Origin of the sequence: Metabacillus crassostreae, from assembly GCF_016908395.1 — a bacterium.
Taxonomy (GTDB): Bacteria; Bacillota; Bacilli; order Bacillales; family Bacillaceae; genus Metabacillus; species Metabacillus crassostreae.
Window position 1 is genome coordinate 507945 of the sequence record NZ_JAFBDU010000002.1, and the last position, 24349, is coordinate 532293.

At 34.4% G+C, this 24349-nt stretch carries 26 protein-coding genes; 8 read left to right on the forward strand and 18 right to left on the reverse strand.

Annotated features, from left to right (window positions below; all coding sequences use genetic code 11):
• Positions 1 to 159 precede the first annotated feature (159 nt).
• Positions 160 to 1401, reverse strand: a complete 1242-nt coding sequence (fabF, locus tag JOC75_RS10080) for a beta-ketoacyl-ACP synthase II (RefSeq protein WP_204953922.1) — start codon at positions 1399 to 1401, stop codon at positions 160 to 162.
• A gap of 93 nt (positions 1402 to 1494) precedes the next feature.
• A complete protein-coding gene (locus JOC75_RS10085; RefSeq protein WP_204953923.1) occupies positions 1495 to 2427 on the reverse strand; it encodes a beta-ketoacyl-ACP synthase III in 933 nt (310 codons plus the stop codon).
• Positions 2428 to 2638: 211 nt separating this feature from the next.
• On the opposite strand from JOC75_RS10085, the gene JOC75_RS10090 reads away from it, so the two are divergent.
• Positions 2639 to 2947: a hypothetical protein gene (locus JOC75_RS10090; RefSeq protein ID WP_204953924.1), complete on the forward strand. Its 309-nt coding sequence runs from the start codon at positions 2639 to 2641 to the stop codon at positions 2945 to 2947.
• Between the two features lie 62 nt (positions 2948 to 3009).
• On the opposite strand, the gene JOC75_RS10095 is transcribed toward JOC75_RS10090, so the two are convergent.
• The 4 genes from JOC75_RS10095 to JOC75_RS10110 all read right to left on the reverse strand — a co-directional run bounded on the left by JOC75_RS10095 (position 3010) and on the right by JOC75_RS10110 (position 6054).
• Positions 3010 to 3189 carry a ComZ family protein gene (locus JOC75_RS10095; protein ID WP_146948967.1) on the reverse strand — a complete coding sequence of 60 codons (180 nt, stop codon included), beginning with the start codon at positions 3187 to 3189 and terminating at the stop codon, positions 3010 to 3012.
• Between the two features lie 61 nt (positions 3190 to 3250).
• Positions 3251 to 4204 carry a BMP family ABC transporter substrate-binding protein gene (locus JOC75_RS10100; RefSeq protein ID WP_204953925.1) on the reverse strand — a complete coding sequence of 318 codons (954 nt, stop codon included), beginning with the start codon at positions 4202 to 4204 and terminating at the stop codon, positions 3251 to 3253.
• 78 nt (positions 4205 to 4282) lie between these two features.
• Complete coding sequence (locus JOC75_RS10105; protein ID WP_204953926.1) at positions 4283 to 5032, reverse strand: NAD(P)-dependent oxidoreductase; 750 nt, start codon at positions 5030 to 5032, stop codon at positions 4283 to 4285.
• Between the two features lie 284 nt (positions 5033 to 5316).
• Complete coding sequence (locus JOC75_RS10110; RefSeq protein ID WP_204953927.1) at positions 5317 to 6054, reverse strand: hypothetical protein; 738 nt, start codon at positions 6052 to 6054, stop codon at positions 5317 to 5319.
• 524 nt (positions 6055 to 6578) lie between these two features.
• On the opposite strand from JOC75_RS10110, the gene JOC75_RS10115 reads away from it, so the two are divergent.
• Positions 6579 to 6770, forward strand: coding sequence for a YjzD family protein (locus tag JOC75_RS10115; RefSeq protein ID WP_204953928.1), 192 nt, complete (start codon positions 6579 to 6581; stop codon positions 6768 to 6770).
• 89 nt (positions 6771 to 6859) lie between these two features.
• On the opposite strand, the gene JOC75_RS10120 is transcribed toward JOC75_RS10115, so the two are convergent.
• Positions 6860 to 7039: a YjzC family protein gene (locus JOC75_RS10120; RefSeq protein WP_204953929.1), complete on the reverse strand. Its 180-nt coding sequence runs from the start codon at positions 7037 to 7039 to the stop codon at positions 6860 to 6862.
• A gap of 140 nt (positions 7040 to 7179) precedes the next feature.
• Between JOC75_RS10120 and JOC75_RS10125 the strand changes: the two genes are divergently transcribed.
• Positions 7180 to 7989, forward strand: coding sequence for an undecaprenyl-diphosphate phosphatase (locus tag JOC75_RS10125; RefSeq protein ID WP_420828020.1), 810 nt, complete (start codon positions 7180 to 7182; stop codon positions 7987 to 7989).
• Positions 7990 to 8636: 647 nt separating this feature from the next.
• On the opposite strand, the gene argF is transcribed toward JOC75_RS10125, so the two are convergent.
• The 10 genes from argF to yjfP all read right to left on the reverse strand — a co-directional run bounded on the left by argF (position 8637) and on the right by yjfP (position 20626).
• A complete protein-coding gene (gene argF / locus JOC75_RS10130; protein WP_204953931.1) occupies positions 8637 to 9581 on the reverse strand; it encodes an ornithine carbamoyltransferase in 945 nt (314 codons plus the stop codon).
• Entirely contained in the window at positions 9578 to 12667 is a 3090-nt protein-coding gene (locus tag JOC75_RS10135; RefSeq protein WP_204953932.1) for a carbamoyl phosphate synthase large subunit, read from the reverse strand. Before JOC75_RS10135 ends, argF begins: the two co-directional genes overlap by 4 nt.
• On the reverse strand, positions 12660 to 13730 hold the full coding sequence (locus JOC75_RS10140; RefSeq protein WP_204953933.1) for a carbamoyl phosphate synthase small subunit: 1071 nt from the start codon (positions 13728 to 13730) through the stop codon (positions 12660 to 12662). The genes JOC75_RS10135 and JOC75_RS10140 overlap by 8 nt, the downstream gene beginning before the upstream one ends.
• A 123-nt stretch (positions 13731 to 13853) precedes the next feature.
• Positions 13854 to 15014: an acetylornithine transaminase gene (locus JOC75_RS10145; RefSeq protein ID WP_204953934.1), complete on the reverse strand. Its 1161-nt coding sequence runs from the start codon at positions 15012 to 15014 to the stop codon at positions 13854 to 13856.
• The gene (gene argB / locus JOC75_RS10150) at positions 15011 to 15793 is read right to left on the reverse strand and encodes an acetylglutamate kinase (protein WP_204953935.1); all 783 of its coding nucleotides are present in this window, start codon (positions 15791 to 15793) and stop codon (positions 15011 to 15013) included. The genes JOC75_RS10145 and argB overlap by 4 nt, the downstream gene beginning before the upstream one ends.
• 10 nt (positions 15794 to 15803) lie before the next feature.
• Positions 15804 to 17036, reverse strand: a complete 1233-nt coding sequence (gene argJ / locus JOC75_RS10155; RefSeq protein ID WP_338036572.1) for a bifunctional ornithine acetyltransferase/N-acetylglutamate synthase — start codon at positions 17034 to 17036, stop codon at positions 15804 to 15806.
• Positions 17037 to 17143: 107 nt separating this feature from the next.
• On the reverse strand, positions 17144 to 18181 hold the full coding sequence (gene argC, locus JOC75_RS10160) for an N-acetyl-gamma-glutamyl-phosphate reductase (RefSeq protein WP_204954223.1): 1038 nt from the start codon (positions 18179 to 18181) through the stop codon (positions 17144 to 17146).
• A gap of 501 nt (positions 18182 to 18682) precedes the next feature.
• On the reverse strand, positions 18683 to 18928 hold the full coding sequence (locus tag JOC75_RS10165; protein ID WP_204953936.1) for a spore coat protein: 246 nt from the start codon (positions 18926 to 18928) through the stop codon (positions 18683 to 18685).
• A 489-nt stretch (positions 18929 to 19417) separates the two neighbouring features.
• Positions 19418 to 19726, reverse strand: a complete 309-nt coding sequence (locus JOC75_RS10170; RefSeq protein ID WP_204953937.1) for a metal-sulfur cluster assembly factor — start codon at positions 19724 to 19726, stop codon at positions 19418 to 19420.
• Positions 19727 to 19858: 132 nt separating this feature from the next.
• Entirely contained in the window at positions 19859 to 20626 is a 768-nt protein-coding gene (gene yjfP, locus JOC75_RS10175) for an esterase (RefSeq protein ID WP_204953938.1), read from the reverse strand.
• Between the two features lie 181 nt (positions 20627 to 20807).
• Here yjfP and JOC75_RS10180 point away from each other — a divergent pair, with 181 nt between their 5' ends.
• From JOC75_RS10180 to JOC75_RS10190, 3 genes are all read left to right on the forward strand, one after another.
• Positions 20808 to 21620, forward strand: coding sequence for a Cof-type HAD-IIB family hydrolase (locus tag JOC75_RS10180; RefSeq protein WP_204953939.1), 813 nt, complete (start codon positions 20808 to 20810; stop codon positions 21618 to 21620).
• A gap of 113 nt (positions 21621 to 21733) precedes the next feature.
• Positions 21734 to 21880, forward strand: coding sequence for a hypothetical protein (locus tag JOC75_RS10185; protein ID WP_204953940.1), 147 nt, complete (start codon positions 21734 to 21736; stop codon positions 21878 to 21880).
• Positions 21881 to 22075 carry a DUF3813 family protein gene (locus tag JOC75_RS10190; protein WP_204953941.1) on the forward strand — a complete coding sequence of 65 codons (195 nt, stop codon included), beginning with the start codon at positions 21881 to 21883 and terminating at the stop codon, positions 22073 to 22075.
• Between the two features lie 168 nt (positions 22076 to 22243).
• Here JOC75_RS10190 and JOC75_RS10195 read toward each other — a convergent pair whose 3' ends face one another.
• Positions 22244 to 23083, reverse strand: coding sequence for a YitT family protein (locus JOC75_RS10195; RefSeq protein WP_420828023.1), 840 nt, complete (start codon positions 23081 to 23083; stop codon positions 22244 to 22246).
• Between the two features lie 150 nt (positions 23084 to 23233).
• On the opposite strand from JOC75_RS10195, the gene JOC75_RS10200 reads away from it, so the two are divergent.
• Positions 23234 to 24091: a DegV family protein gene (locus JOC75_RS10200; RefSeq protein ID WP_204953943.1), complete on the forward strand. Its 858-nt coding sequence runs from the start codon at positions 23234 to 23236 to the stop codon at positions 24089 to 24091.
• Positions 24092 to 24165: 74 nt separating this feature from the next.
• Complete coding sequence (locus tag JOC75_RS10205) at positions 24166 to 24297, forward strand: DUF3941 domain-containing protein (protein WP_146948986.1); 132 nt, start codon at positions 24166 to 24168, stop codon at positions 24295 to 24297.
• The last annotated feature ends 52 nt before the right edge of the window (positions 24298 to 24349 follow it).

Genomic DNA, 24349 nt, shown 5'->3' on the forward strand with positions numbered 1-24349 from the left:
ATTTCTAGTCACTTATGGGCTTCATTCGCTCGGTGGCGGACTTTAATGGTACATTTTCTCTTAAGGACGTCATTCCTTAAATGCCCCCTTTAGTACCCACTTTTCCTCGCACAAAAAAAGCATGAATTCACTAATTGAATTCATGCTTTTTTGAAATCTTTAAGCTTCAAACTTTTTAAATATAATCGTAGCGTTATGTCCACCAAATCCTAATGAGTTACTTAGAGCAGAATTAATTTCTCTTTTTCTAGCCTCATTTGGTACATAATCTAGATCACAATCTGGGTCAGGTGTTTCTAAATTAATAGTTGGTGGAATGATTCCTTCTTTTATTGCTAAAATACTTAGGATTGCTTCAACACCACCTGCAGCACCTAATAAATGACCAGTCATCGATTTTGTGGAACTGATCGCAAGGTTTTGTGCATGCTCGCCAAACACTTCTTTTATAGCAAGTGTTTCAAATTTATCATTATAAGGAGTACTTGTTCCATGAGCATTAATATAATCAATGTCAGCCGCTTTTAGTCCACTGCCATCAATGGCTTGTTTCATGGCTCTTGCTCCACCTTCACCATTTGGTGCTGGTGCTGTAATGTGGTGGGCGTCACCTGTAGCTCCGTATCCAACAATTTCAGCATAAATTTTCGCACCTCGAGCTAATGCATGTTCAAGCTCTTCTAAAACGATAATTCCCGCTCCTTCTCCCATAACAAATCCATCACGATTTTGATCAAATGGGCGGCTAGCTGTTTTCGGATCAGGATTTGTTGATAATGCCTTATTAGCTGAAAACCCTGCAAAAGACATTTCTGTTAAAGGTGCCTCTGCACCACCTGTTACCATCACATCTGCTTCACCGCGTTCAATAACTCGATATGCATCACCAATTGAATTTGTTCCTGTTGCACATGCTGTAACAGTACAAGAGTTAAACCCTTTAGCTCCTAAAGCAATTGATACTTGTCCTGTTGCCATATCTGGAATAAGCATAGGCACAAAGAATGGACTAACACGTCTTGGACCTTTTTCAAGTAATAATTTATATTGTTGTTCAAAGGTCTCCATTCCACCTATACCTGATCCAATCCATACTCCAACACGAGGAGCGTTTTCTTCTGTAATTTCTAAATTTGCATCCTTAGCAGCCATTAAAGCAGCTACAACAGCATATTGTGTAAAGCGATCCATTTTTCTCGCATCTTTTTTATCCATATATTGCTCAATATTAAAATCTTTAAGCTCTGCTGCTACTTTTGCTGGATATTGCTCAGCATCAACTCTTGTTAATGGACCAACACCTGATATACCTTTTATAGCATTTTCCCAAGTAGTTTGCACATCATTACCAATGGGAGTTAATGCACCTAATCCTGTAACGACAACTCGTTTTTTTTCCATGAATGACACCTCACCTTAAAGTTAGTTTCTCCTGCTTTAATAGCAACAGGGTTTCTACTCATTAGAATCAATTTTTATATAAAATAATTTATATTAGCGTCCCCAACGTAACGCAATAGCACCCCAAGTTAAGCCTCCGCCAAAACCTACCATTACAATTAGGTCGTCATCTTTAATCTTTCCTGCCTCTACCTCTTCTACTAAAGAAATCGGTATAGATGCGGCAGATGTATTTCCATATTTATGAACTGTTTTAGACATTTTTTCTACCGGTAAATCCAACCGTTCTCTAGAAGCTTCCATAATACGAATATTTGCTTGATGAGGTATTAAAAAGTCAACATCCTCTTTACTTAAACCCGCTTTTTCTAGAACATTTAAACTTGATTCACCCATTTGTCTTACCGCAAACTTAAAAACTTCTCGACCATTCATAATAATGTACTCATCTTGATAAAGATGTTTGCCACCTGTTCCATCAGCACCTAATTCAAATGAAAGAATTCCTCTTCCCTCACTAACTGGGCCGATTACAGCTGCGCCGGCTCCATCACCAAATAAAACAGCTGTGTTACGATCATTCCAATCTGTAACTTTTGATAACTTCTCAACGCCAATTACCAACACATTTTTGTAGGCACCAGTTTCAATGAATTGTTTTGCTGTTACAACTCCATACATAAACCCAGCACATGCTGCACTGATATCCATAGCTGCAGCCTTTGTAGCACCTAATTTCTCCTGAAGCATACAAGCAATCGATGGAAACGGTTGATCAGGTGTAACAGTTGCAACTAAAATCATATCTAATTCGTCAGCTGAAATTCCTGAATCAATAAGTGCTTTTTCTGCAGCAAAAAATGCCATATCTGAAGTATCGATTGAATCATCTGCAATGCGTCTTTCTTCAATTCCTGTTCTTGTTCTAATCCATTCATCTGAAGTGTCCATTACTTTTTCTAAATCTGCATTTGTTACAATTTTTTCAGGTGTGTATCGTCCAATACCAATAAATCCTGCATTCATATGTGCAACCCCTTTATTTATTCTCTATTTTTAAATGAAATATCTATAACAACATATAAGGCTAATTAATATCAATTATTATGACTTGGTACTAATATTATCCTATTCAAATATTTTTTTCAATATTAATGTTTTTGTACTATCGACTAGAACTAGAAATTATTTAAAACATAAGCTATATCAAAAAGAACTTTAGTAAGGAGGAACGATTATGGAGCCAGATGAGTTAAGTATCAATTCTAATGAAGATAATATAACTGAAGAAGAAGTGGTTGTTGAACAAGAAACAAATTCTTCGTCAAAGCCTGTTGACCGCTTTTCACAATTAATGTTCGGTTCAAGACGTGCTTCTCAAAATCCCAAGCAAGAGGAAATACAACCTAACCCGAGTGATAAACAACAAGAAATAAATTACTTTACTTTAATGGAGCAAATTGATGATATTATGTTATCAGTTGAAAACCTTAAACCTATGCTAAAACAATTCGCACCAATATTAGACTATATTAAAAAGAAATGATTTCTCTAATTTTCATCAAATGCAGCCGAAAAAAAAGCTGCCAATGGCAGCTTTTAGAAACCTTATGCGTCTTTTTTTCCTAACTCGTATGCTTCACCCATTACCTTAGTGAATAGCTCCATCATAGGCTGTAGCGTTTCCATAGACAATTCAATTCCTGATCCTTCAAGTTTTTCTTTCGCCTCAGGTAAATATTTCATTGCAATTTGCATAAACTCCATTGTTTTTGGATGCTGTTCCATAAAAACCACTCCATTTCATTATATATTTCTTTATCTTCATCATAAATAATATTTTGATTTTTTACAATTGATTAGGAAGTAAGCCGCTCTCGATATACTCTTCAATATCTTTTTCAATCTTTAGACGAAAATCATCTTCTACTAAAGGGCTAAATTTCCCTAATGAAATAACACCATCTTGAAAGTCATAATATAATTCACCACTTTCTAGATTTCCTTCATCAAAAGATCTTGCGACAACCTCATATAGTGTATCTACATGCTGAACAGTACTAGTCAAAACAGTACCTTTGCCTAAATCTGATTGATCTGATACGAAACCAATTGCATAAAGTCCTTCTTCTTTTAATTTCTCAATTACAGGGATATTATATCCATCACCGGCAACATATACGATATCATTTTCATTATCGATGAGTATATCGAGAAGGGTTAATGCGGTATTGGTATCATTCCAGTTCTGAACATATTGAATATCTACATGGACATTTTCATTTTGAAAATATGCTCCTTCAAAAAATCCATCAACTTCTGGTTGCCATTCAAAAGCAGCAAGAACAGCGACTTTATTTGTTTTAGTCATCTCTCCAGCAACCATCCCGCCGAAAAAGCCCATGGCATGTGCTTCAAAGTTCAAGCTAGTAACATTTTCTCCTACTGCTTTCCCATTAAATAAAACAAAGTGAATGTCAGGAAATTCCTTACTAACAGTATTGAAATAATTTGCATACTCACTGCCATGTCCAAAAATGAGATTCACATCTTCTTCTTGAAACTCTTCTATTGCGGAACGAATTTCTTCATCTTCATTCATTCCTTCTTTATAAAAAACATCAACCCCAAATTCTGATTGAATCTTCAACAGACCTTTGTATCCTTTAGATCCCCATACCTTATCATCAATTGTTTCAGGTACAAGTAATCCTACCTTTTGAAGATTTCCCGATGCTGCAGGTTGTCCACAACCAAAAAGCGCTAAAAGAATTATGAGGACAACACCTAGCTTTATATTCATGGGTAATCATTCCCTTGCATTTTTATCATTATATCTATATTTTATCTCTACAGTATTTATTTGTACAAGTATTTCCTACTAATCCTCATTCTTCTTTAAATAGGAAATCTGTTTTAGTAACCCTTCTTCTATTGAAACACTTGATTCTACCTCAATAGTACAAATTCCTTTTATTTTCTTTTTCAGATTTTCCTTATCTTCTACAAATCTTATTGGCAGGCTATTTTCAGGATTCAAACCTTTTTTCATGGAAAAAGTATAAAACTTCCTCTCAAGATTTTCCAATAAATTATAAGTAGCTTCAACTGCATCTATTATAGATAAAACATGATCCTCAATCACAATTTCTTGCTTCTCATTCTTCAGGTATTGAATTAATGCTTTATTTATCCTATTTGAACTTGATAGACTAGCTCCGTATATGGTTGGGAGAATAAGCATTGAATGTTCATTTAGGATTGCCACTAGTTCTTGATATCCATTATGTACATGGTGAGAGTTTATATAGAGAAAGCGGGAATTAAGAAGATTGGCAGTGTTAATGGAATCTTGAAGTAGTTCAAATTCATCTTGGTGTTCTTCTTCACCACAATATATAACGAGATCCGCTTCCCTATCTTCTTCTGATTCTCTGTAATAAGAATCATTAATTTCTAGTAATGCATTCCTACCAATGTATAATAACCGATCTTCAACTAAAGCTCTCGTTTCTGATATTTCCCGATCAAATAAAACAACCTTAACCTCAATTCCTTCTTCTAGTAACCGCTCACATAGACAAATACCAAAATATGTTTGTGCTCCAAAGATAATAACACGTTCTATCATCTTATACCTCCTAATCCTGACTGTTAGTTATTGTATACTATGCAAACACGATCTAGATTAGTCCTTATAAGAATGGTCTATGTAACAAGCTCAATCAAAATGAAGTGACATTTCAAACCATTAAACTTACTTTTTAGAAACAACCATATTATCTCATTAAATGATGTTCTTGAATGAATAAATTTGCGTACATATAACAAGAGGAAATTATAGAGCAAAGGGATCCATCGACTATCCCTTTGCTTATAAAAATCCCTGCCTAATTATCTCTGCACATCAATAATTTATAAAATTTTTTCAAATTCTCTATAAAACTTAATAACAGATTGATTTATTCTATAAGGATTTTCACCTAAGTGATAAATTAATTGGATTGGATGTTCTGAATGTTTTCTTAGTGCTTCAAATTTTTTCCCATGATCTTCTGGATCATATACGGTTCCATTCATTTTCTGCCAAATCCTAACAGGAAGTTCAGTTGCGTTTTTATGAGTTAAAGTCGGTAAAGCTAACGATAATATCTTTTTAGGTTCAATAAGATACGCTTCTGAAATTTCTTTTCTAAGCCTTTTATAAAAAAACTTATGCTCTTTTTCCTTTTCTAGATGTGCTTTTAGGTCAAGGCAAGGATTCAGCATTGCAACAGAGCGTATTTTTTCTGGTATTTCCTGCATCATTTGTAATGCTGTTAAACCACCCATTCCATCAACCAAAAGATGAATTCTAGGATTGAGAATTTCCTTCTTCATAGCTAGATGGTATAGCTGTTTAGCCATTGTTACCGCTCTAGGACTTCCCCAGTTATTTCCATATAAATTCGAATGCATTAAAGTGTAACCGTTATCGATTAGATCTTGCATTAGTTGATACCTTCCATAATGCTGATGCCAAAAGCTTGAAGAACTATCAACAAAGTCTGATCTGTCCCCAAGTATAAAGACTGCAAAGCCATTTGGTTTTGGCGGTATTTGTATGACATTCCATTCTGTTTCAATCTGAAAAAATCGCTCCATTATTTTCATCACTTGCCCACCACCTTTCTTTACTGAGACATTTCTTCTATATAATGTATGTACGCATATTAAAAAAGAATGGGAGCGTGTCACTATTTCGTTAAATATAGACGCCTTCACACTTTGTCAGTTATATGAAATCCATTGGTTTTATCATACAATGCAGTTTTAGTGTAGTTTATGAATGTTTTTAAGACTCTTTTAAAAAATGAATATGGATATCCGATGCAGTCAATAACTTCTCCGAAAAATATCAAATCAAGCATAAGCATAAATTAGGTACTGCTAATCAATTTCGCACTTTATTTATAAGGTATAAGTCCGATTCTGTAGAATTATCCTACCTATAACGTGATTAAGGCTCGAGTTACTGCCACATAATAAGGTGTCTTTTTATGGCGAAAAGATGCATCTTTCATTACTGCTTTTCTTTCGTTTTTTTATTCATTTAAGTTTACGAAAACAGCCTTTATAAAACAAAAAGTTTGTGATAATATATATTATAAGAACTCGTCTGGATAGAGGTGAATGCATTGCGTTTTTTATGGACATTTTTTTGGGGATTTTTATTAATACATATGGCATCATATGTTGTTAATTCTATGACAGGCGGCCACTATGACTTTATGGTAGCTTCAACAGTTGCTGTCATTGCAATCGTTGTCATTTTCTTAATAGCTGAAGTAATTCCAAATGAGCCTATGGCAAAACACGACCAACATTAAGCTTGTTATGTAAAGCCATAATAAATGATTCGATATAAAAAGAAAAAACCCTACACAAAAGTGGGTTTTTTCTTTTTTTATTTGATTAATTAAGGTTTTCTTTTATATGTCCACTGGCGATTATGGTTAGCTGTCTCAGGGAAACGATCTCCGGCTTTTAATCGAATTTGACCAGGGTTTTTAACATTATCCCCAGTTTCACCTATCTCTACATACATACCATTATTTGGTGCTTTTTGACCTGTTCGAAAACGATGTTGTTGACCCATTTTATTCCCTCCTCTCTACCTTATCTTTATTATCTCCAGACAGGCTTTTTTCATGAGTAACTATAAAGTTCTTTACAGAGTTCCAAACCTGTAGTTAAATGGAAAAGGATTGTAAAATTTTCAAGCGGAGGATACGTATATTGGATATTTTATTAATATTGAAATATTTACTTTTAGGGCTTTTTCAAGGATTTACTGAACCAATTCCTATTTCTTCTAGTGGACATTTAGTTTTTGCACAACATTTTCTTGGACTTAAAATTGAAGGACTTTCCTTTGAATTACTTGTTAATGCTGCTTCATTAATTGCCGTATTAATTATTTATCGAGAGGATTTAATTCGCTTAATTGTTAACGGGATAAAATACATAACAACAAAAGATGAAAGTGCAAAAAGTGATTTTCGCTTTATTGTTTATCTAATTGTAGCTACGATTCCAGCAGGTGTTATTGGTGTTTTATTTAATGACGTTATTTCAGAACATTTGAAGTATATTCAAGTAACAGCTATCACTCTTATTATTACTGGAATTGCTTTATGGACAATTCGAAATTTACGTGGTCGTAAAAATGATGGAGATTTATCAATGAAAGATGCAATCATTATCGGCCTTGCACAGGCTGTTGCCTTAATACCTGGAATTAGCCGTTCCGGAGCAACGATCGTTGCTGCTATGGCCCTTGGAATGAAACAGGAAACTGCATTAAAGTTTTCATTTCTGATGTTTATTCCTGTGAGCTTTGGTGGGATGATTTTAAGTGTAACCGACTTGATTGATGATCCTAATTTAGATACTTTCCTTATCCCATACATTGTTGCATTTATTGCAGCACTCATTACCTCTTATTTTTCTTTAAAATGGTTTATGAATATTATGGCTAAAGGAAATTTAAAATATTTCTCCTATTATTGCTTTATCGTTGGTATAGCTGTATTGGTATTTGTGTAAAGAAAGTTCATTTAGAACTAGCTGGTTTGGATAATAGAGGATTACTGGTCTTTTAACGGAGTAATCTTAAGAGCTGTTTCTTAAAAAGTCTGCTACAAAATTAATAAAAATAGCCTTAGCATAAAAAGAGCAGATCCTGACAATTACCAGTATCTGCTCTTTTCTTTAGGCTCTATTCTCAAAGATTGTTGTTTTACATTTTTTACATTGTGTTAAATTAGTGCAATGGAGCGGAAGAAACTTGACTCCTGCGGGTGTAGAGGGAAGGTCAAGACCCCACAGGCGAAGCCGAGGAGGCTTGACTTCCTCCCCGCGGAAAGCAAGTTTCTAGAGCGAAATGGAACATTTATTGTTACCTAACAATTTATTTAAAAGAATAAAAGTAATTACCAGTATCTGCACTTTTCTTTGGGCTCAATTCTCGAAGATCGTTGTTTTACATTTTTACATTGTGTTAAATATAGTGCAATGGAGCGGAAGAAACTTGACTCCTGCGGGTGTAGAGGAAAGGTCAAGACCCCACAGGCGGAGCCAAGGAGGCTTGACTTCCTCCCAGCGGAAAGCAAGTTTCTGAAGCGAAATGGAACGTTTATTGTTACCGAACAATTATTTATATCATTTAACAACAACAATCGTTGAGAAAGAGCCTATCCTAACAACTTTTTAAGTAACGCCTTCTGAACATGTAAGCGATTCTCCGCTTGCTCGAATACAGCCGAATGCTCTCCATCTATTATCGATGCTGTTACTTCTTCTTCACGATGTGCTGGTAAACAATGTAGGAAATGATAATCAGCTTTTGCGTGACTAGCTAATTCATCGTTAACTTGAAAATCCTTAAAAGCAATCAATCTTTGCTGTTGTTCACTTTCTTGCCCCATACTTGCCCAAACATCTGTATATATGATATCCGCATTTTGCACAGCTTCAATTGGATCATTTGTAATAACGATATTCGCTCCTGTTTCTTCAGCAAGTTTCTTTGCTTCTTCTACAATACTTGCATCAGGCTCATAGCCTACAGGACATCCTAATGAAAAATCCATGCCCACTTTAGCAGCCGCAATCATTAGTGAGTGAGCTACATTATTTCCATCACCTAAGTATGCTGTTTTCACACCGTTGAATTTCTCTTTTAGACGATAAATTGTTTTTAAATCAGCTAAAGCTTGGCATGGGTGAAATAAATCAGTTAAGCCATTTATAACAGGAATGCTCGCATGTTTTGCTAATTCTTCAATTTTATCATGACCAAACGTACGAATCATGATTGCATCAACATAACCTGACAATACTTTTGCAGTATCTGATACAGGTTCACCTCTACCTAGTTGAAGATCCTGACTGCTTAAAAATAAAGCATGACCTCCAAGATGAAGCATTCCGGTTTCAAAGGATACACGAGTTCTTGTCGATGATTTCTCAAAAATCATTGCTAGTGTTTTTCCCTTTAAAACAGGTTGAATTGGATTTTCTTCTAAAGCAAAAGCTTCATCAATCAGTTGAATAATTTCCTCTTTGCTATAATCAAGTAGTGTTAGAAAGTCTCTTTTTTCTACTTTTTCTTGTTTTTTAACTTTCACATTAATCATTGCTTGACCACTTCCTTTCCCGTTAACTGCTGTATCGACTCAACTGAATCATCAGAAGCTGTTATTCCTTGTAAACACGCATAATACGTATGAAGATTTGTAAAAAGAAGCATACCTTTTTCCAGGGCAAGCTGTCTTTGTAGTTTCGCTTCATCACTATCGTTTATTGAGACAAAAATTCCTTTATCTCCTTCAACCCATAACTGAAAATCACCTGCTATCACCTTAAGACCCGCTTCTTCAGTAGCTTTATTTGCTTCAACGTTTTCACAATCAAAGAAAATACTTGTTACATTTTCAAGATCTTTAGCAAATATTTTGCGGTAAACACTGTGTAAATTTGTTCCTACACACATACCTTCACCTGTTGCTTTCATTTCAGGACCTAACGTTATATCTACATCATGTAAAGCATGACTTGAGAAAACCGGATATTTAACTGCCACCATCCCATTATCAGGAAACGGTTTAATTGTCAGTTCACTTAGCGTTTTACCACAAAGTAAATAGGTTGCATGCTTAATGACAGGAATTCCAGTTACTTTACTTATCACTGGTGCTGTTCTACTTGCACGTGGATTAACTTCCACAACAAATATGTTATTAGCGTTAATAAGGAATTGAATATTCATAATGCCACGGTAATTCAATTTATTCACTAATTTATTTGCATATTCAGCGATTAGTGATTTCTGATTATCTGTTATATTTTGTGACGGTAAAATAGCTAAGCTATCACCAGAATGAACTCCTGCTGGTTCAACATGTTCAATAAATGTCGGAATAAACGCTTCTTTTCCATCAGATACAAGATCAATTTCACCTTCAAGTCCTTGTACAAATTGGTCAATTAATACCGGGTAAATCATATTTGTGCTACCAGATAATAATGATGTTAAATTCTCTTCATTTTGAACAACAACCATCCCTTTTCCACCAATAACATAAGATGGTCTTAATAAAACGGGATAACCAATTTCATTTGCTCCAGCAATTGCATCACTTGCATTATTAGCAGTTAAACCAACCGCATGTGGAATCGAAAGCTCATCTAATAAGTGATAAAATTTGTCACGATCCTCTAACCAATCTAATGTTTCTGTGTCTGTACCTAATAAAGACACACCAGCCGTTTCTAATTGCTCTGCAAGGTTAATCGCTGTTTGACCACCATACTGAACAATAACAGCATCAATATTTTCAGATTCAACTACATTTAACACATATTCAAGTGTAATTGGCTCAAAATATAGTCGATCTGCTGTTTCAAAATCAGTACTCACTGTTTCAGGGTTGTTATTAATCATGATCGCTTCATACCCTAATTCTTTTAATGCCTTAATTCCATGTACTGCACTATAATCAAATTCAATTCCTTGGCCAATTCGTATTGGTCCAGAACCGATAATAAGAATTTTTTTCTTATCATTTAATGGGGGTTGTTCATTTTCACCAAAATATGTTGAGTAAAAATAATTAGTACGAGCTTCAAATTCTGCTGCACATGTGTCAACATATTTATAAGACGCTTTAACCCCAACTTCAAGTCGAGCTTTTCGTACATTTTCTTCTGCTGCTTGAAGTAGGAATGCTATAGTTCGATCTGAAAAGCCTTTTTCCTTTGCCGTTACAATTAATTCCTCATCTAATGATGCAACTGATTGTTGCTTTAACTGATTTTCGAGATCAATAATATGTTTAAAACAAGCTAAGAAGTAATAATCCATTTCAGTTATTGCATGAATTTCTTCTATTCCCATACCTCTTCTAATAAGCTCCATAACAGCAAAAAAGCGGCGGTCATCTGTTTTCTTCATTAACTCTATAAGCTCCGCAGAAGTAGAACTTGTTAGCTCTGGTAAGTGTGTTCCTATGTTATCTAACTCTAGTGATTCACAAGCTTTTTGAAGAGCGGCCTCTAAATTACGTTCGATAGCCATAACCTCACCAGTAGCTTTCATTTTTGTACCTAGTTTACGATCTGCTTTATTAAACTTGTCAAAAGGCCATCTAGGAAACTTTACTACAACATAGTCAAGGGCAGGCTCAAAGCTTGCATATGTGCTCATTGTTAATGGATTTTTCAACTCTTCTAATGTATAACCAACAGATAATTTTGCAGCAATTTTAGCAATTGGATAGCCAGTTGCTTTTGATGCTAATGCAGATGATCTACTGACCCGTGGATTTACTTCAATAATATAATATTGTTTGCTTTTTGGATCTAAAGCTAATTGAATGTTACATCCACCGACCACCCCAAGAGCCGAGACAATTTTAACAGCTGCTGTTCTGAGCATATGATACTCTTGATCAGAAAGTGTTTGTGAAGGGGCAACAACAATCGAATCACCTGTATGCACTCCAACTGGATCAATATTTTCCATATTACACACTGAAATACATGTACCTTTATGATCACGAATCATCTCATATTCTATTTCCTTAAAGCCTGCAATATTTTTTTCAATTAAACATTGAGTAATAGGACTTGCTTGTAAACCACTTTTTACAAACTTTTTAAATTCCTCTTCATTAGTAGCAATTCCTCCACCTTTACCACCAAGTGTGTAAGCTGGACGAATAATAATGGGAAAACCAATCTTATTCGAAAATTCGATTGCTTCTTCTAATGTTGTTACTATTGAGCTTTCTGGAATAGGCTCATTTAGGTCGTACATCAATTGACGAAATTCATTCCGATCCTCCCCCTTACGAATCGAATCGATTGATGTTCCTAATATTTGTACTCCATACTTTTCTAATATTCCTGCTTCATGAAGCTCCATCGCAAGGTTTAGTCCTGTTTGACCACCTAATGATGCGAGCAGACCATCAGGCTTTTCCTTTTCGATGATTTTAGCTAAGCTTTCAACTGTTAATGGTTCAAAATACAAAACATCTGAATATTCTTCATCAGTCATAATTGTTGCCGGATTATTGTTTACAAGAACAACTGTATAGCCTTCTTCCTTTAATGCTAAACATCCTTGTGTACCAGCATAATCGAACTCTGCTGCTTGACCTATAACAATAGGACCAGAACCAATCACAACGATTTTTTTTATAGATTCGTTTTTAGACATAAAGCATATCTCCTTTTGCAGCCTTGACTAATTCTAAAAATTCATCAAACATCCATTCACTATCAGATGGTCCTGGATGTGCTTCTGGATGAAATTGTGCTGTTATTAATGGTAATGTTGCATGTGATAATCCCTCGATCGATCCATCGTTGATATGGTAAAAGCGAACACTTAAGTCTGTATCCTTAAGACTATCTCCGATAACAACATAGCTATGATTTTGAGACGTCATAAAAACCTTCTTTGTTTTGTTATCAAAAACAGGCTGATTAGCACCTCTATGTCCGAATAATAGTTTTTTTGTTTTTGCACCAAATGCTAAAGAAATTAATTGGTGACCTAAGCAAATTCCAAATGTCGGATATTTTACAACCAATTGTTTAATTTGTGAGAAATAAGCTGATAATTGTTCAGGATCTCCTGGACCATTTGATAATAATATTCCATCTGGATTCAGTTCATTTACCTGATCCATCATTTTAAAAGGAACAGTTGTTACTTTACAGCCTAATCTTAATAATGCAGTTAAAATTGATTTTTTAAATCCGAAATCAATTAAAGCAATATGTTTATCTCCATCACCAAATGTTTCAACTGATGATGAAGCAACTTCAAATACACCATTCTCAAATATTTCACAAGGCTGTTCTTCTTTATGTTCAATAGGAGAAATCGTTGCAGCCATTGAACCATGATTACGAATTTTCTTAACAACAGCACGTGTATCAATATGATGAATAATAGGAATATTCCACTTCTCTAAATATTCCTTCATGCTGTACTTTGCTTCAAAATGAGAATAATTCGATGTACATTCATATAAAACAACAGCCTTAACCTGTGGCTTCTTGCTTTCATCATCAGTTATATTAATGCCATAGTTTCCAATTAAAGGATACGTAAATACAACAATTTGATTCTTATATGAAGGATCTGTTAACACCTCTTGATATCCTGTCATTCCTGTAAAAAACACAACTTCTCCGTTAACATCCTCAGTAGTTCCATTTTCAAGCTTTCCTTTAAATACCGAACCATCTTCTAAATGGAGATATCCTTTCATCTGTTTACACCTCGTTTGTAGTCATTCTTATATCATTTGAATCCATAGCCTGCAGTAGGTTGATTATGAATATTTATTATAATTATAGTATTTTTATTCATTTAATAGTAAAAAAAATTCACTTTAAAGGGTATTCACTGACTGCTTTTGCTGTGCAAAGGATCTATTTATTTTTTCGATAGCTAAGTCTAATTCATCGTATGAAACTGTTAGCGGTGGAATGATTCGTATTACGTTAGGACCTGCTGCGATAACTAATAAGTTATTTTCTCGTAGCTCAGTAATAATGCTTCCAGCTTGTTCGCCACAATCAATTCCAATTAATAAGCCTTTTCCACGAATTTCGTTAACAATCGAATGTTGCCCAACTGTTTCTTGCAATTTAGTAAACAGATATTCACTTTTCTTTTCTACTTCTATTAAAAAGTCCTGCGGTAATATTTTTGTAAGTGTTGCCTTAGCCGCAGCCATTGCAACCGGGTTTCCACCAAAGGTTGAACCATGACTTCCAGCTTGAAAGCTATCAATAAGGAATTCTTTCCCAATCATTGCTCCAACAGGAATGCCATTTCCTAACCCTTTAGCAGATGTAACAATATCAGGTGACAAACCAAAATGCTGATAAGCAAACGGCTTTCCTGTACGCCCAATTCCAGTTTGTACTTCATCTATAATTAGTAAAGCACCAATTCGTTGACAAGTTTCATTTACTTTATTTAAAAATTCTTGGTTAGCCGGAACAACCCCACCCTCACCTTGAATAACTTCTAACATAATTGCGCAAACATCACTACCTAATTCCTCTAATGCTTCTAAGTCATTGTATGGAAGATATTCAAATGTCTCAAGAAGAGGACCAAATCCTTGTTGAATCTTCTCCTGACCAGTTGCTGACATTGTCGCAAATGTTCTGCCATGAAATGATTGTAAGAACGTAACTATTTTTGTTTTTCCTGTATACTTACGTGCTAGTTTGATAGCAGCTTCATTTGCCTCTGCTCCACTATTACAGAAAAATACCGCATCTCCATCACTAGATTCAACAAGTAGCTTTGCAACATCCTCTTGAATTGGTTGATGAAACAAGTTACACATATGCCAATATTCTTTAAGCTGTTCTTGAATTGAAGCTAATACATCTTCATCTGCGTGTCCTAAGTTACATACAGCAATTCCAGATACAAAGTCTAAATATTTTTTTCCATTAATATCTGTAACCCATGATCCCTTTGCTTCTTTCACAGTGATATCCCATTTTGCGTAAGTTGGAAATTGATAGCTCATGTCGATAATACCTTCCTTTCTTTCACGATTTTAGTGCCTTTAAATTCGTTATCTTTAAGAAAAGCTTCCTGACCACTTACAATAATGACTTCCTGACAAATATCTGAAAGAGTTGCAACAGCAGATTGAACCTTAGGAATCATTCCACCTGTTATCACATCACAATCAATCAGTTGTTGAATTTCAGCTGGTGTAATGTCTGTAATCAAATTTTTATCTTGATCTAAAATACCAGGAACATCTGTTACAAATAAAAATTTTGTCGCTTCTACAGCATGTGCAATTGCTGCAGCTGCAAGGTCAGCATTTACATTTAACGTATCATGTGAAACTGTTCGTGCTAGCGGTGCTACAACAGGTATATATCCATTTCCCATTAATAATCCAACAGCCTCAGTATCAACAGCATTTACTTTCCCTACTAACCCGAGATGTTCTTTATCAAGATAATCTGCTTTTAATAAGCCTGCATCACTGCCTGATAAACCTATTGATTTTAACCCTTTTTGCTGTAACAAATTAGATAGCTGTTTATTAATTTTTCCTGCTAAAATCATTTCAGCAACCTCTAAAACAGCTTCTGTTGTTTTTCTTTGACCATTAAAGAATTCTGTTTCTATGTTTAATGCTTGAAGCATTTTCGTAATATCAGGTCCGCCACCATGTACAATCAGTAGCTGCCAATTTTGATCAATCAAAGCTTTTAAACTATGAAAAAATGACTCTGACAACTGATGAACTGTGCTTCCACCACATTTTAATACAACTGTTTTTGTCATACCATTCTCCTTATGTTCTATAGCTTGCATTGATTTTCACATAATCGTAAGTTAAATCACAACCCCATGCTTTACCTGCTTCTTCACCAACACCAAGATTCACCTTAATTTTTACTTGATCTTGTTTTAAGTATTCAGAAGCTATTTCCTCTGAAAAAGCTTGAGGGCTATTTGCTGTAAACAAGCATATATCTTCTAAATAAATATCTATTTTCTCAGGCTGCACTGAAGCCTCACTATAACCAACTGCACAAATAATTCTACCCCAGTTAGCATCTGCCCCATATACAGCCGTTTTCACTAAGCTTGATCCTACAATTTTTTTAGCAACAACATTTGCTTCTTGCTTTGTTTTAGCACCTGTTACTTCTACTTCAATCAGCTTTGTTGCACCTTCCCCATCTTTTGCAATTTGCTTTGCAAGCTCTTCACTTACTTCTTTAAATGCTGCCTTGAATTCATTCCATTGGGGGTGAGTTTCCTTGAGCTGCTCATTACCTGCTTGACCGTTTGCCATCACCAGTACCATATCATTTGTTGACGTATCGCCATCAACGGTAATTTGATTGTATGTTTTATCTGTTACATCACTTAATAATGATTGAAGTGATGCTGAATCTATATTTGCGTCAGTTGTTACAAATGATAGCATTGTTGCCATATTTGGATGAATCATGCCTGACCCTTTAGCTGCTCCACCAATTACTACTTTTTTTCCGTCAATTTCCACTTCATAACATGATGTTTTCATAACTAAGTCTGTTGTTAGAATCGCATTTTGAAAAGCATTAGCTGAGTCACTTGTTGCTTTTGGTTGTAGCTGTTCAATACCAGTACGAATTTTATCCATTTTTAAAAATTCACCGATTACTCCAGTTGAAGCAACTGCTACATAATGTTCCTGGATATTAAATAGGTTTGCACATTTTTCTCTCATTTCATATGCATCTTTAACCCCTTGCTCACCAGTACATGCGTTAGCATTTGCACTATTAACAATAATTGCTTGTAAAAGGCCTTCTTTTCCGATACTTTCTTGAGTTACTTTTAAAGGAGCTGCTTGAAAATGACTTTGAGTATAGACAGCTGCACAATTAGCAGGTACTTCACTGTATATTACACCTAAATCATTTTTGTTATATCTAAGACCTGCGTGAACACCATCAGCAGAAAATCCTTTTGGTGTAACGATCGATCCATCATTAATTTTTGTAATAGCAGATGTTTCTTTTATTTCTAACACTGCATTTCCCTCCCTAGTTGTCATGTGAATGGCTCTTTTTAATGACTATCATCACGCTTTAAATACATATAAGCTACCATTCTATGATGGCCGTTTCGAAAACAGCCTTATGGATAAATAGGGGCAAAGTACAATCCGGTTGTTTCTTCAAAGCCGTTCATAATGTTGAAGTTTTGTACCGCTTGACCTGCTGCACCTTTCATTAAGTTATCAATAACTGCAACAATTGTTATTCTTCCTGTACGCTCATCAACCTTTAATCCTATGTCACAAAAATTAGATCCATACACCTCTCTAGTTGAGGGAAACTCATTATCTTTACGAATTCGCACAAACGGAGAATCCGAATAAAAGTCATTATATAAATCTAGTAATTTTTCAGTTGTTGTGGACTCTGTTAGACTTGCATAAATTGTTGCCATAATACCTCTAGTCATTGGCATTAAGTGTGTATTAAATGAAATAACTGAGATTGACTGATTTAAATTATGTAGCGCTTGTTCAATCTCAGGAATATGTTGATGTTCATGAACTTTATAGATTTTCACATTTTCATTTACCTCAGAATAATGTGTTGCTTGAGATGCATTTCGCCCAGCACCTGATACACCGGTTTTAGCATCAACAATAATTGATTTCTCATCTATTAGTTTTTGTTTAACAACTGGTGCCAAACCTAATATTGTTGCTGTTGGAAAGCATCCTGGATTTGCAAGTAGTTGAGCATTTGCAATGTCTACTTTATTCAACTCAGAAAGTCCATATACTGCACCTTCAAGAATTTCTTCTTCAACACATTCACGTTTATACCATTGTTCATAAACACTTTTTTGCTTCAATCTGAGGTCACCAGATAAATCAATGATTTTTACATTTGATCCAATAAATTGTGGTGATAATTTACTTGATACACCTGGTGGCGTAGCAAGAAATAAAACATCCACATTCTTTTTTATTTCTTCAACTTCTATATTTTTCAATCTATGATCGCTTAAGTTATTTAAATGTGGAAAAGAATGTGTGTAAGGTACATCCATTTCTGAAGATGAATAAAGTATACATTCGTCGACATGTGGATGATTGGATAATATCCGATACAATTCGACTCCGCCATAACCAGTTGCCCCAACAATTCCGACTTTCACCAAATCACCTTCTCCTTAACAAGTTCATTTTCTGAATTTATTACTCAATTATAAATATGTATAAAAATAAAATCAAGTGTATAAATAATATTTTTTTACTAATTTTTCTGATAAAATTATTCTTATTTAATCATAGAATTATCTTTAAAGGATACAAATCAATATTATAGATATACATAAAGTTGCATATTAAAGCATCTTCTATTGCTATCGCCAGATCCTTTCTCTATAAATCAAGAGTTCTTCATTCAATCCTATCAACTTAAAGCTTTAACAAGTAACAGGCATTCGCTTTTAAGGAAGATTATTAATATAGCCAAATTGTCGACTTTTTTTAAAACATTTTCCTAAAGATGTCCTAGAGCTTATTAAGGATTTTGATTTACTTTAACCTATTTTAAAATTCCCAATTTGTTTATCACCTTTTACTTTTAATAATTAGTTTCATTGAAAAAAAGCTTTGTCCCCTAATAAAGACAAAGCTCTTTTATTCAACTAACTTCAATAATAAGGATATTGATACGGTGGATAGAACGGATACGGTGTGTAGTAAGGATACGGATATAGAGGTCTTGGAGTTAATAAGGCTCCCGCTGCTAATCCTGTTAAAAACGGAAATCCAAATCCGAATCCACCAAAACCAAAGCCTGGGCGACCAAAGCCTGGGCGACCAAAACCAAAGCCTGGGCGAATTCTTTCATCTGAACGGTACACATTATAAATATTATCATTATAGTAATAATTCATTTTCAAATACACTCCTTGTTATTTATTTACTATCATCCTATTCACTAGTCATATGTCTATAAACTTGTACCTAATAAATGTGTGTTTGCCTAGCAATTGTTATTGAATGAAAGGTTATTCTTCTGAAGGAATAATGAATAATAGAGACTATATATGGGATATCACCAAATATAAAGAATAAAGAGGAAAAACAATAAAAAACTGAAGAGTCACAATTGACTCTTCAGTTTCCAGTATTGAAATAAATTGAAGACTTTTTTTATTTAGGAATAGCAAGATGATAAAAATAGCTCACCCATATCTATGAGTGCTATTAAGGGAGATATTTACTACACTATTTTTAACCTATTTTCTTTAGAAATATTGTTATTCCAATGCTACGATTTACTGTACTAAAAATAATTGGATCCTTAAATAACTGTTATTTAGTTTATTCAACAGTAATTATCATTAGCTAACCTATTAGAACCATTACTAATTCTGTATATATCATTGAACTCCTAAAGCTATTTTAGCAAATCGGGACATTTTGTCTTTTGTCCATGGTGGACTCCAAACAATATTCACCTCAGTGCTTTTAACTTCTGGAATGTCGTAAAGTGCTTCCTTCACTTTTTCTACGATTGTTCCAGCAAGTGGACAGCCCATTGAAGTTAATGTCATCGTTACCTCTGTTTGACCATTTTCGTCCATGTCCACATCATATACAAGACCTAAATTAACAATATCTACCCCAAGTTCTGGATCTTCAACTGTTTCTAACGCACCGTAAATGTTTTCTTTAAGTGATTCATCCATATTAAAACTCCTTTCTGACTTTTATTGAATGGTAGTACTTATTCTAATCTCGCTTATATCAATTCCCACACAAGTATAGTAAAGAGAACTTAAGAATAAAAGAATTTTGCTTAACTTCATTTATTCTTTCTATTATAAATACTTCTCAAACCATTCAACTAATGCTAGCACACCTTCACGTGATACCTTATGATCCGCTAATGGGTCAGCAATAAATTTAAGCTTATTCGGTTCTTGCTCATACATCGGAATAATTTCTTTATAAAATTGATACGTAGGAGCAAATGGCACAACATCATCTCGTTCACCATGCCAGAATAACAATGGCCGATTATTTAGTTTCTCCCGTTGTAAGCTTAAATCATATTTTTCTAAAAATAAAATTTGCTTCTCTATTTCTTCATTAGAAAGGGGAATCTCCATACCATTTTGACGCAATGAATAAAGTTGTCCTTTTAATAAAGTTGTATAGCAAGGGCTCCCCATCAAGCTTACCGCTGCTTTAATCCATTCATACTTTGTTAGTGCTCCTAAGGTTGTGATTCCACCCATTGATGTACCAGCTACACCAATTCTATTTGAATCAATTAGTTCCTGCTCTTCAAAGTACTCTTTTAACGTGTTCAATTCTTCTATTTCATTTACAACAATTTCCCAAAAATGCATACTTAATTCTGTAGAATCAAATTGTTTGCTTCTCTCACCGTGAAAAAGTGCTTCAGGTAAAATGACTCTAATTCCTTTTTCCGCCAGATAATAAGCATAGTGCAAATTATTTTCTTTTGCACTTGTAAATCCATGGATAAACATAACCAATGGAGTTTTATTATTTTTATCAGTTTGGTTTACAATATGTAATAGTGGAATGTTTGCTACATTCATTTTTTCAACAATAACCAAAAATAACGCGCCTCCCTAACTATTCTTCCTCAAATTAATTGTAACATGTAGACATAAAACTTGGAAAAAAGATACACTAATAATGAGTCAAGTATATTTATGGGATGTTAATAGGCTATTTATGATTTGGAATAGGATTGCACTGTGAGTTTGAAACTAATGTTAATAAAAAGGAGATATTATGGAGAAAAAACCTTTCTTAATTGCTCTAGATCTAGATGGTACTCTTTTAAAAGATGATAAAACAATTTCAACATACTCAAAGGAGATTATAAAAAAAGCAAAGGATGATGGCCATATTGTCTGTATAGCAACAGGCAGACCATTTCGTTCTAGCTCTATCTATTATGAAGAATTACAGCTAAATACACCCATTGTTAATTTTAATGGAGCTTATATCCATCATCCACAGAATGATCAATGGGGTACATATCATACAACGTTAGACTTAAATGTTGTTAAACAGATTGTTGAAGTTGCGGAAAAACATGATATACATAATATGCTAGCTGAAATTATTGATGATGTTTATTTTCATTATCATGATGAGAAGCTCCTTGACGTGTTCAGTATGGGCAATCCTGAAATAACAATCGGGGATTTAAGAAATAATTTAGGTAATGATGTAACAAGTGTACTTATTCATGCGCCTGAAGATAATGTAGAAAAGATAAGAAGTTACCTATCAGATGTCCATGCAGAGGTTGTTGATCATAGAAGGTGGGCTGCTCCATGGCATGTCATAGAAATCATTAAAGCCGGAACGAATAAAGCACTTGGACTCCAAAAAATTTCTTCTTATTATAATATACCTTCTGAACGAATTATTGCTTTTGGTGATGAAGATAACGATTTAGAAATGCTTGAATATGCCGGACATGGTGTCGCGATGGGCAATGCAATTGATAAAGTTAAAGCTGTTGCAAATAAAGAAACACGATCAAATGAAGAGGATGGGATTGCTCATTATTTAAAGGATGTTTTAGGACTTTAAGTTTTTCAAATTCTAGAGAAAACCTTATATATTACCATTTATATAATTCCTTTGTTCGTACACAATAGTAGTGACGTTATTTAGCGTCACAATTTCAAAGGGGGGCTTTTTCAATGGGTAAACGTAACAAATCTAAACGTTTTGTTCAGCAAGGCAAAGATACAGTTGCTAAGCACGATGAGAGGTTCCCTTACCATTCAACATTATCACAAGTAGAAGAAGCTAACAAAGACGAAGATACCTCACGTGGAGGGATATAAGTGACAAACCCATTATTTCAACAAGCTCGTGAAGCAGTAGCATATGCTAATTCAATTGCAAATGGAATCGAACAAGGTGATAAACAGGAAGCAGTGATGAAAGCAAAAAATGCTTTATCTTCTGCTTATGCCAATTGCACTGATGCTGAAAGAGCACAACTAAGTGAATTTCAACAAACTCTTCAGTCAATTTAAAAAATATTAGGCGAACTCTCTATAAAGAGTTCGCCTATTTTTTCACAAAATGCATTTTTAGTATTTCATAGATTCAATCTCGTTCGACTTCTGCTAATTTCTTTGAATTCTAACAGTAACTTGTGACTGTAGCGAAAAGCAACGGTCTAGGTAGTGATGTGATGTAATTTAATCCTTTCTAAAAAAGCCGTATATTCCTGTTGTTTGAACAACATTTGTGAATGCATTAGGATCTACTTCTTTAATTACCTTTTCCAAATCATATAATTCGTATCTTGTAATAACGATGATCATCATATCCTTAGGTTCATTAGTGAAGCCACCCTTTGCAGGAATAGTTGTAATTCCTCTTACCAGTTTGGAATGAATCGCCTTTTTCAAATCATCAGCTTTCTTAGTAATAACCATAGCTGTAAGTTTTTCATGCCTTGTATGGATCGCATCAATTACCCTTGTTGATACATATAATGTGACTAGTGTATAAAGAGCCTTTTCCCAGCCGTATAGTAAACCTGCAGTTAAGATTATAATTGAATTGAGCATAAAGAAATAAGTTCCAACAGGTCTATCTTTCATTCGAGATAAAATCATGGCAATTATATCAAGTCCACCTGTTGAGGCACCATATTTTAATGTCATTCCAACACCGATCGCGGCAATAACTCCACCGAATACCGCATTTAACAAGATATCCTCTGAAAGAGAGTGTAGGGGAATAATACCTAAGAAAAAGGTTGTTGCTGCTACACTTAGAAAGCTATAAAGTGTAAATGATTTCCCTACTTTTTTCCAACCTAATATAGTAACCGGAATATTTAGTAATAACAATAAAATACCTGTGGAAACATAAAAAGGAGTGTATTCTTCAATGACACTAGAAAGAAGCTGGGAAACACCCGTAAACCCACTTGCATACACACTTGCAGGAATTAAAAATAAGTTTAATGAAATTGCATTAAGTAAGGCACCAATTATCACAACTAATGTCTTTTTTATCTCAGAACTAATATTCAACATAAAACCTCCCCTGTTATTTTATTATCGTATACTTGGTTTTCCCCTTTTATTAAGAAATGAATACAAAGATTGTATTTTAATTGAAGGATGGTAAACTTAAAGTATTAATATATCCATACATAACAAAAATGAGGTGTTACAATGAATGTTCACATTTTAGCCGACAGTGCCTGTGATTTACCTATAGAATATTTTGAAGATCACTCAATCTCCTTTCTACCTCTAAGCGTTGATTTAGATGGTAAACAACTAACAGATCAGCAAGAGGCAAGCCCTAAGAAAATATATGATGCAATGCGAAACGGTGCTATTGTAAAGACGTCTCAAGTTTCACCTTTGTTATTTAAAGAAGTTTTTACTGATTTAGCTAAAAAAGGTACACCTAGTATATATGTTGCTTTCTCATCTGAACTTTCAGGAACATATCAAACAGCAATGATGATTCGGAATGAAGTTTTAGAGGAATTTCCTAACTTTGAATTAGCCATCATTGACTCAAAATGTGCTTCACTAGGATACGGTCTAGCCGTAATGTATGCAGTTGGTCTTGCAGAAGATAATCAATCCTTTACACAAATAGAAGCGGCTGTAAAAAATTACTGTCCAAAAATCGAACATATATTCACTGTAGATAATCTTGAATATTTAGCCCGTGGCGGTAGAATTAGCAAAGCTTCTGCCTTTGTTGGAGGCTTGCTAAATATTAAACCTTTATTACATGTTGAAGAAGGTAAGTTAATACCGCTTGAAAAAATTAGAGGACGTAAAAAAGTTCTAAAACGAATTATTGAGGTCATGAAAGAACGTGGTGTTAATTTACAAAATCAGACAATTGCTATTAGTCATGGCGACGATATAGAAGTAGCAAATGAAATGAAAGCAATTATCCTAGAGGAGTTTTCACCTAAAGAGGTTTATATTAACTTTGTTGGAGCAGTTATTGGTGCCCATTCCGGTCCTGGAACGTTAGCGATTTTCTTTTTAAATGATGAAATCTAAGTGCTTTTAGTCATACATAGTCAGCTCGTGAAGTGGGAATGATAAGCTTATACTTCTTTGAAAGGAGCTTCTTCATGCCACATACTAGTGATAATGATAAAAAAGCCAAAGATAATAATGCAAAGCGCCATGAAAAAAACATGATGCGTGAAAAAAATCGTGAGCGTGGCGAGCGCCAATACTCTAAAAAAACGGATCATCTTTAAAAAGATCGTTTGATTATAAAGATACGACAAAAAGGACGTTCAAAATTATCAT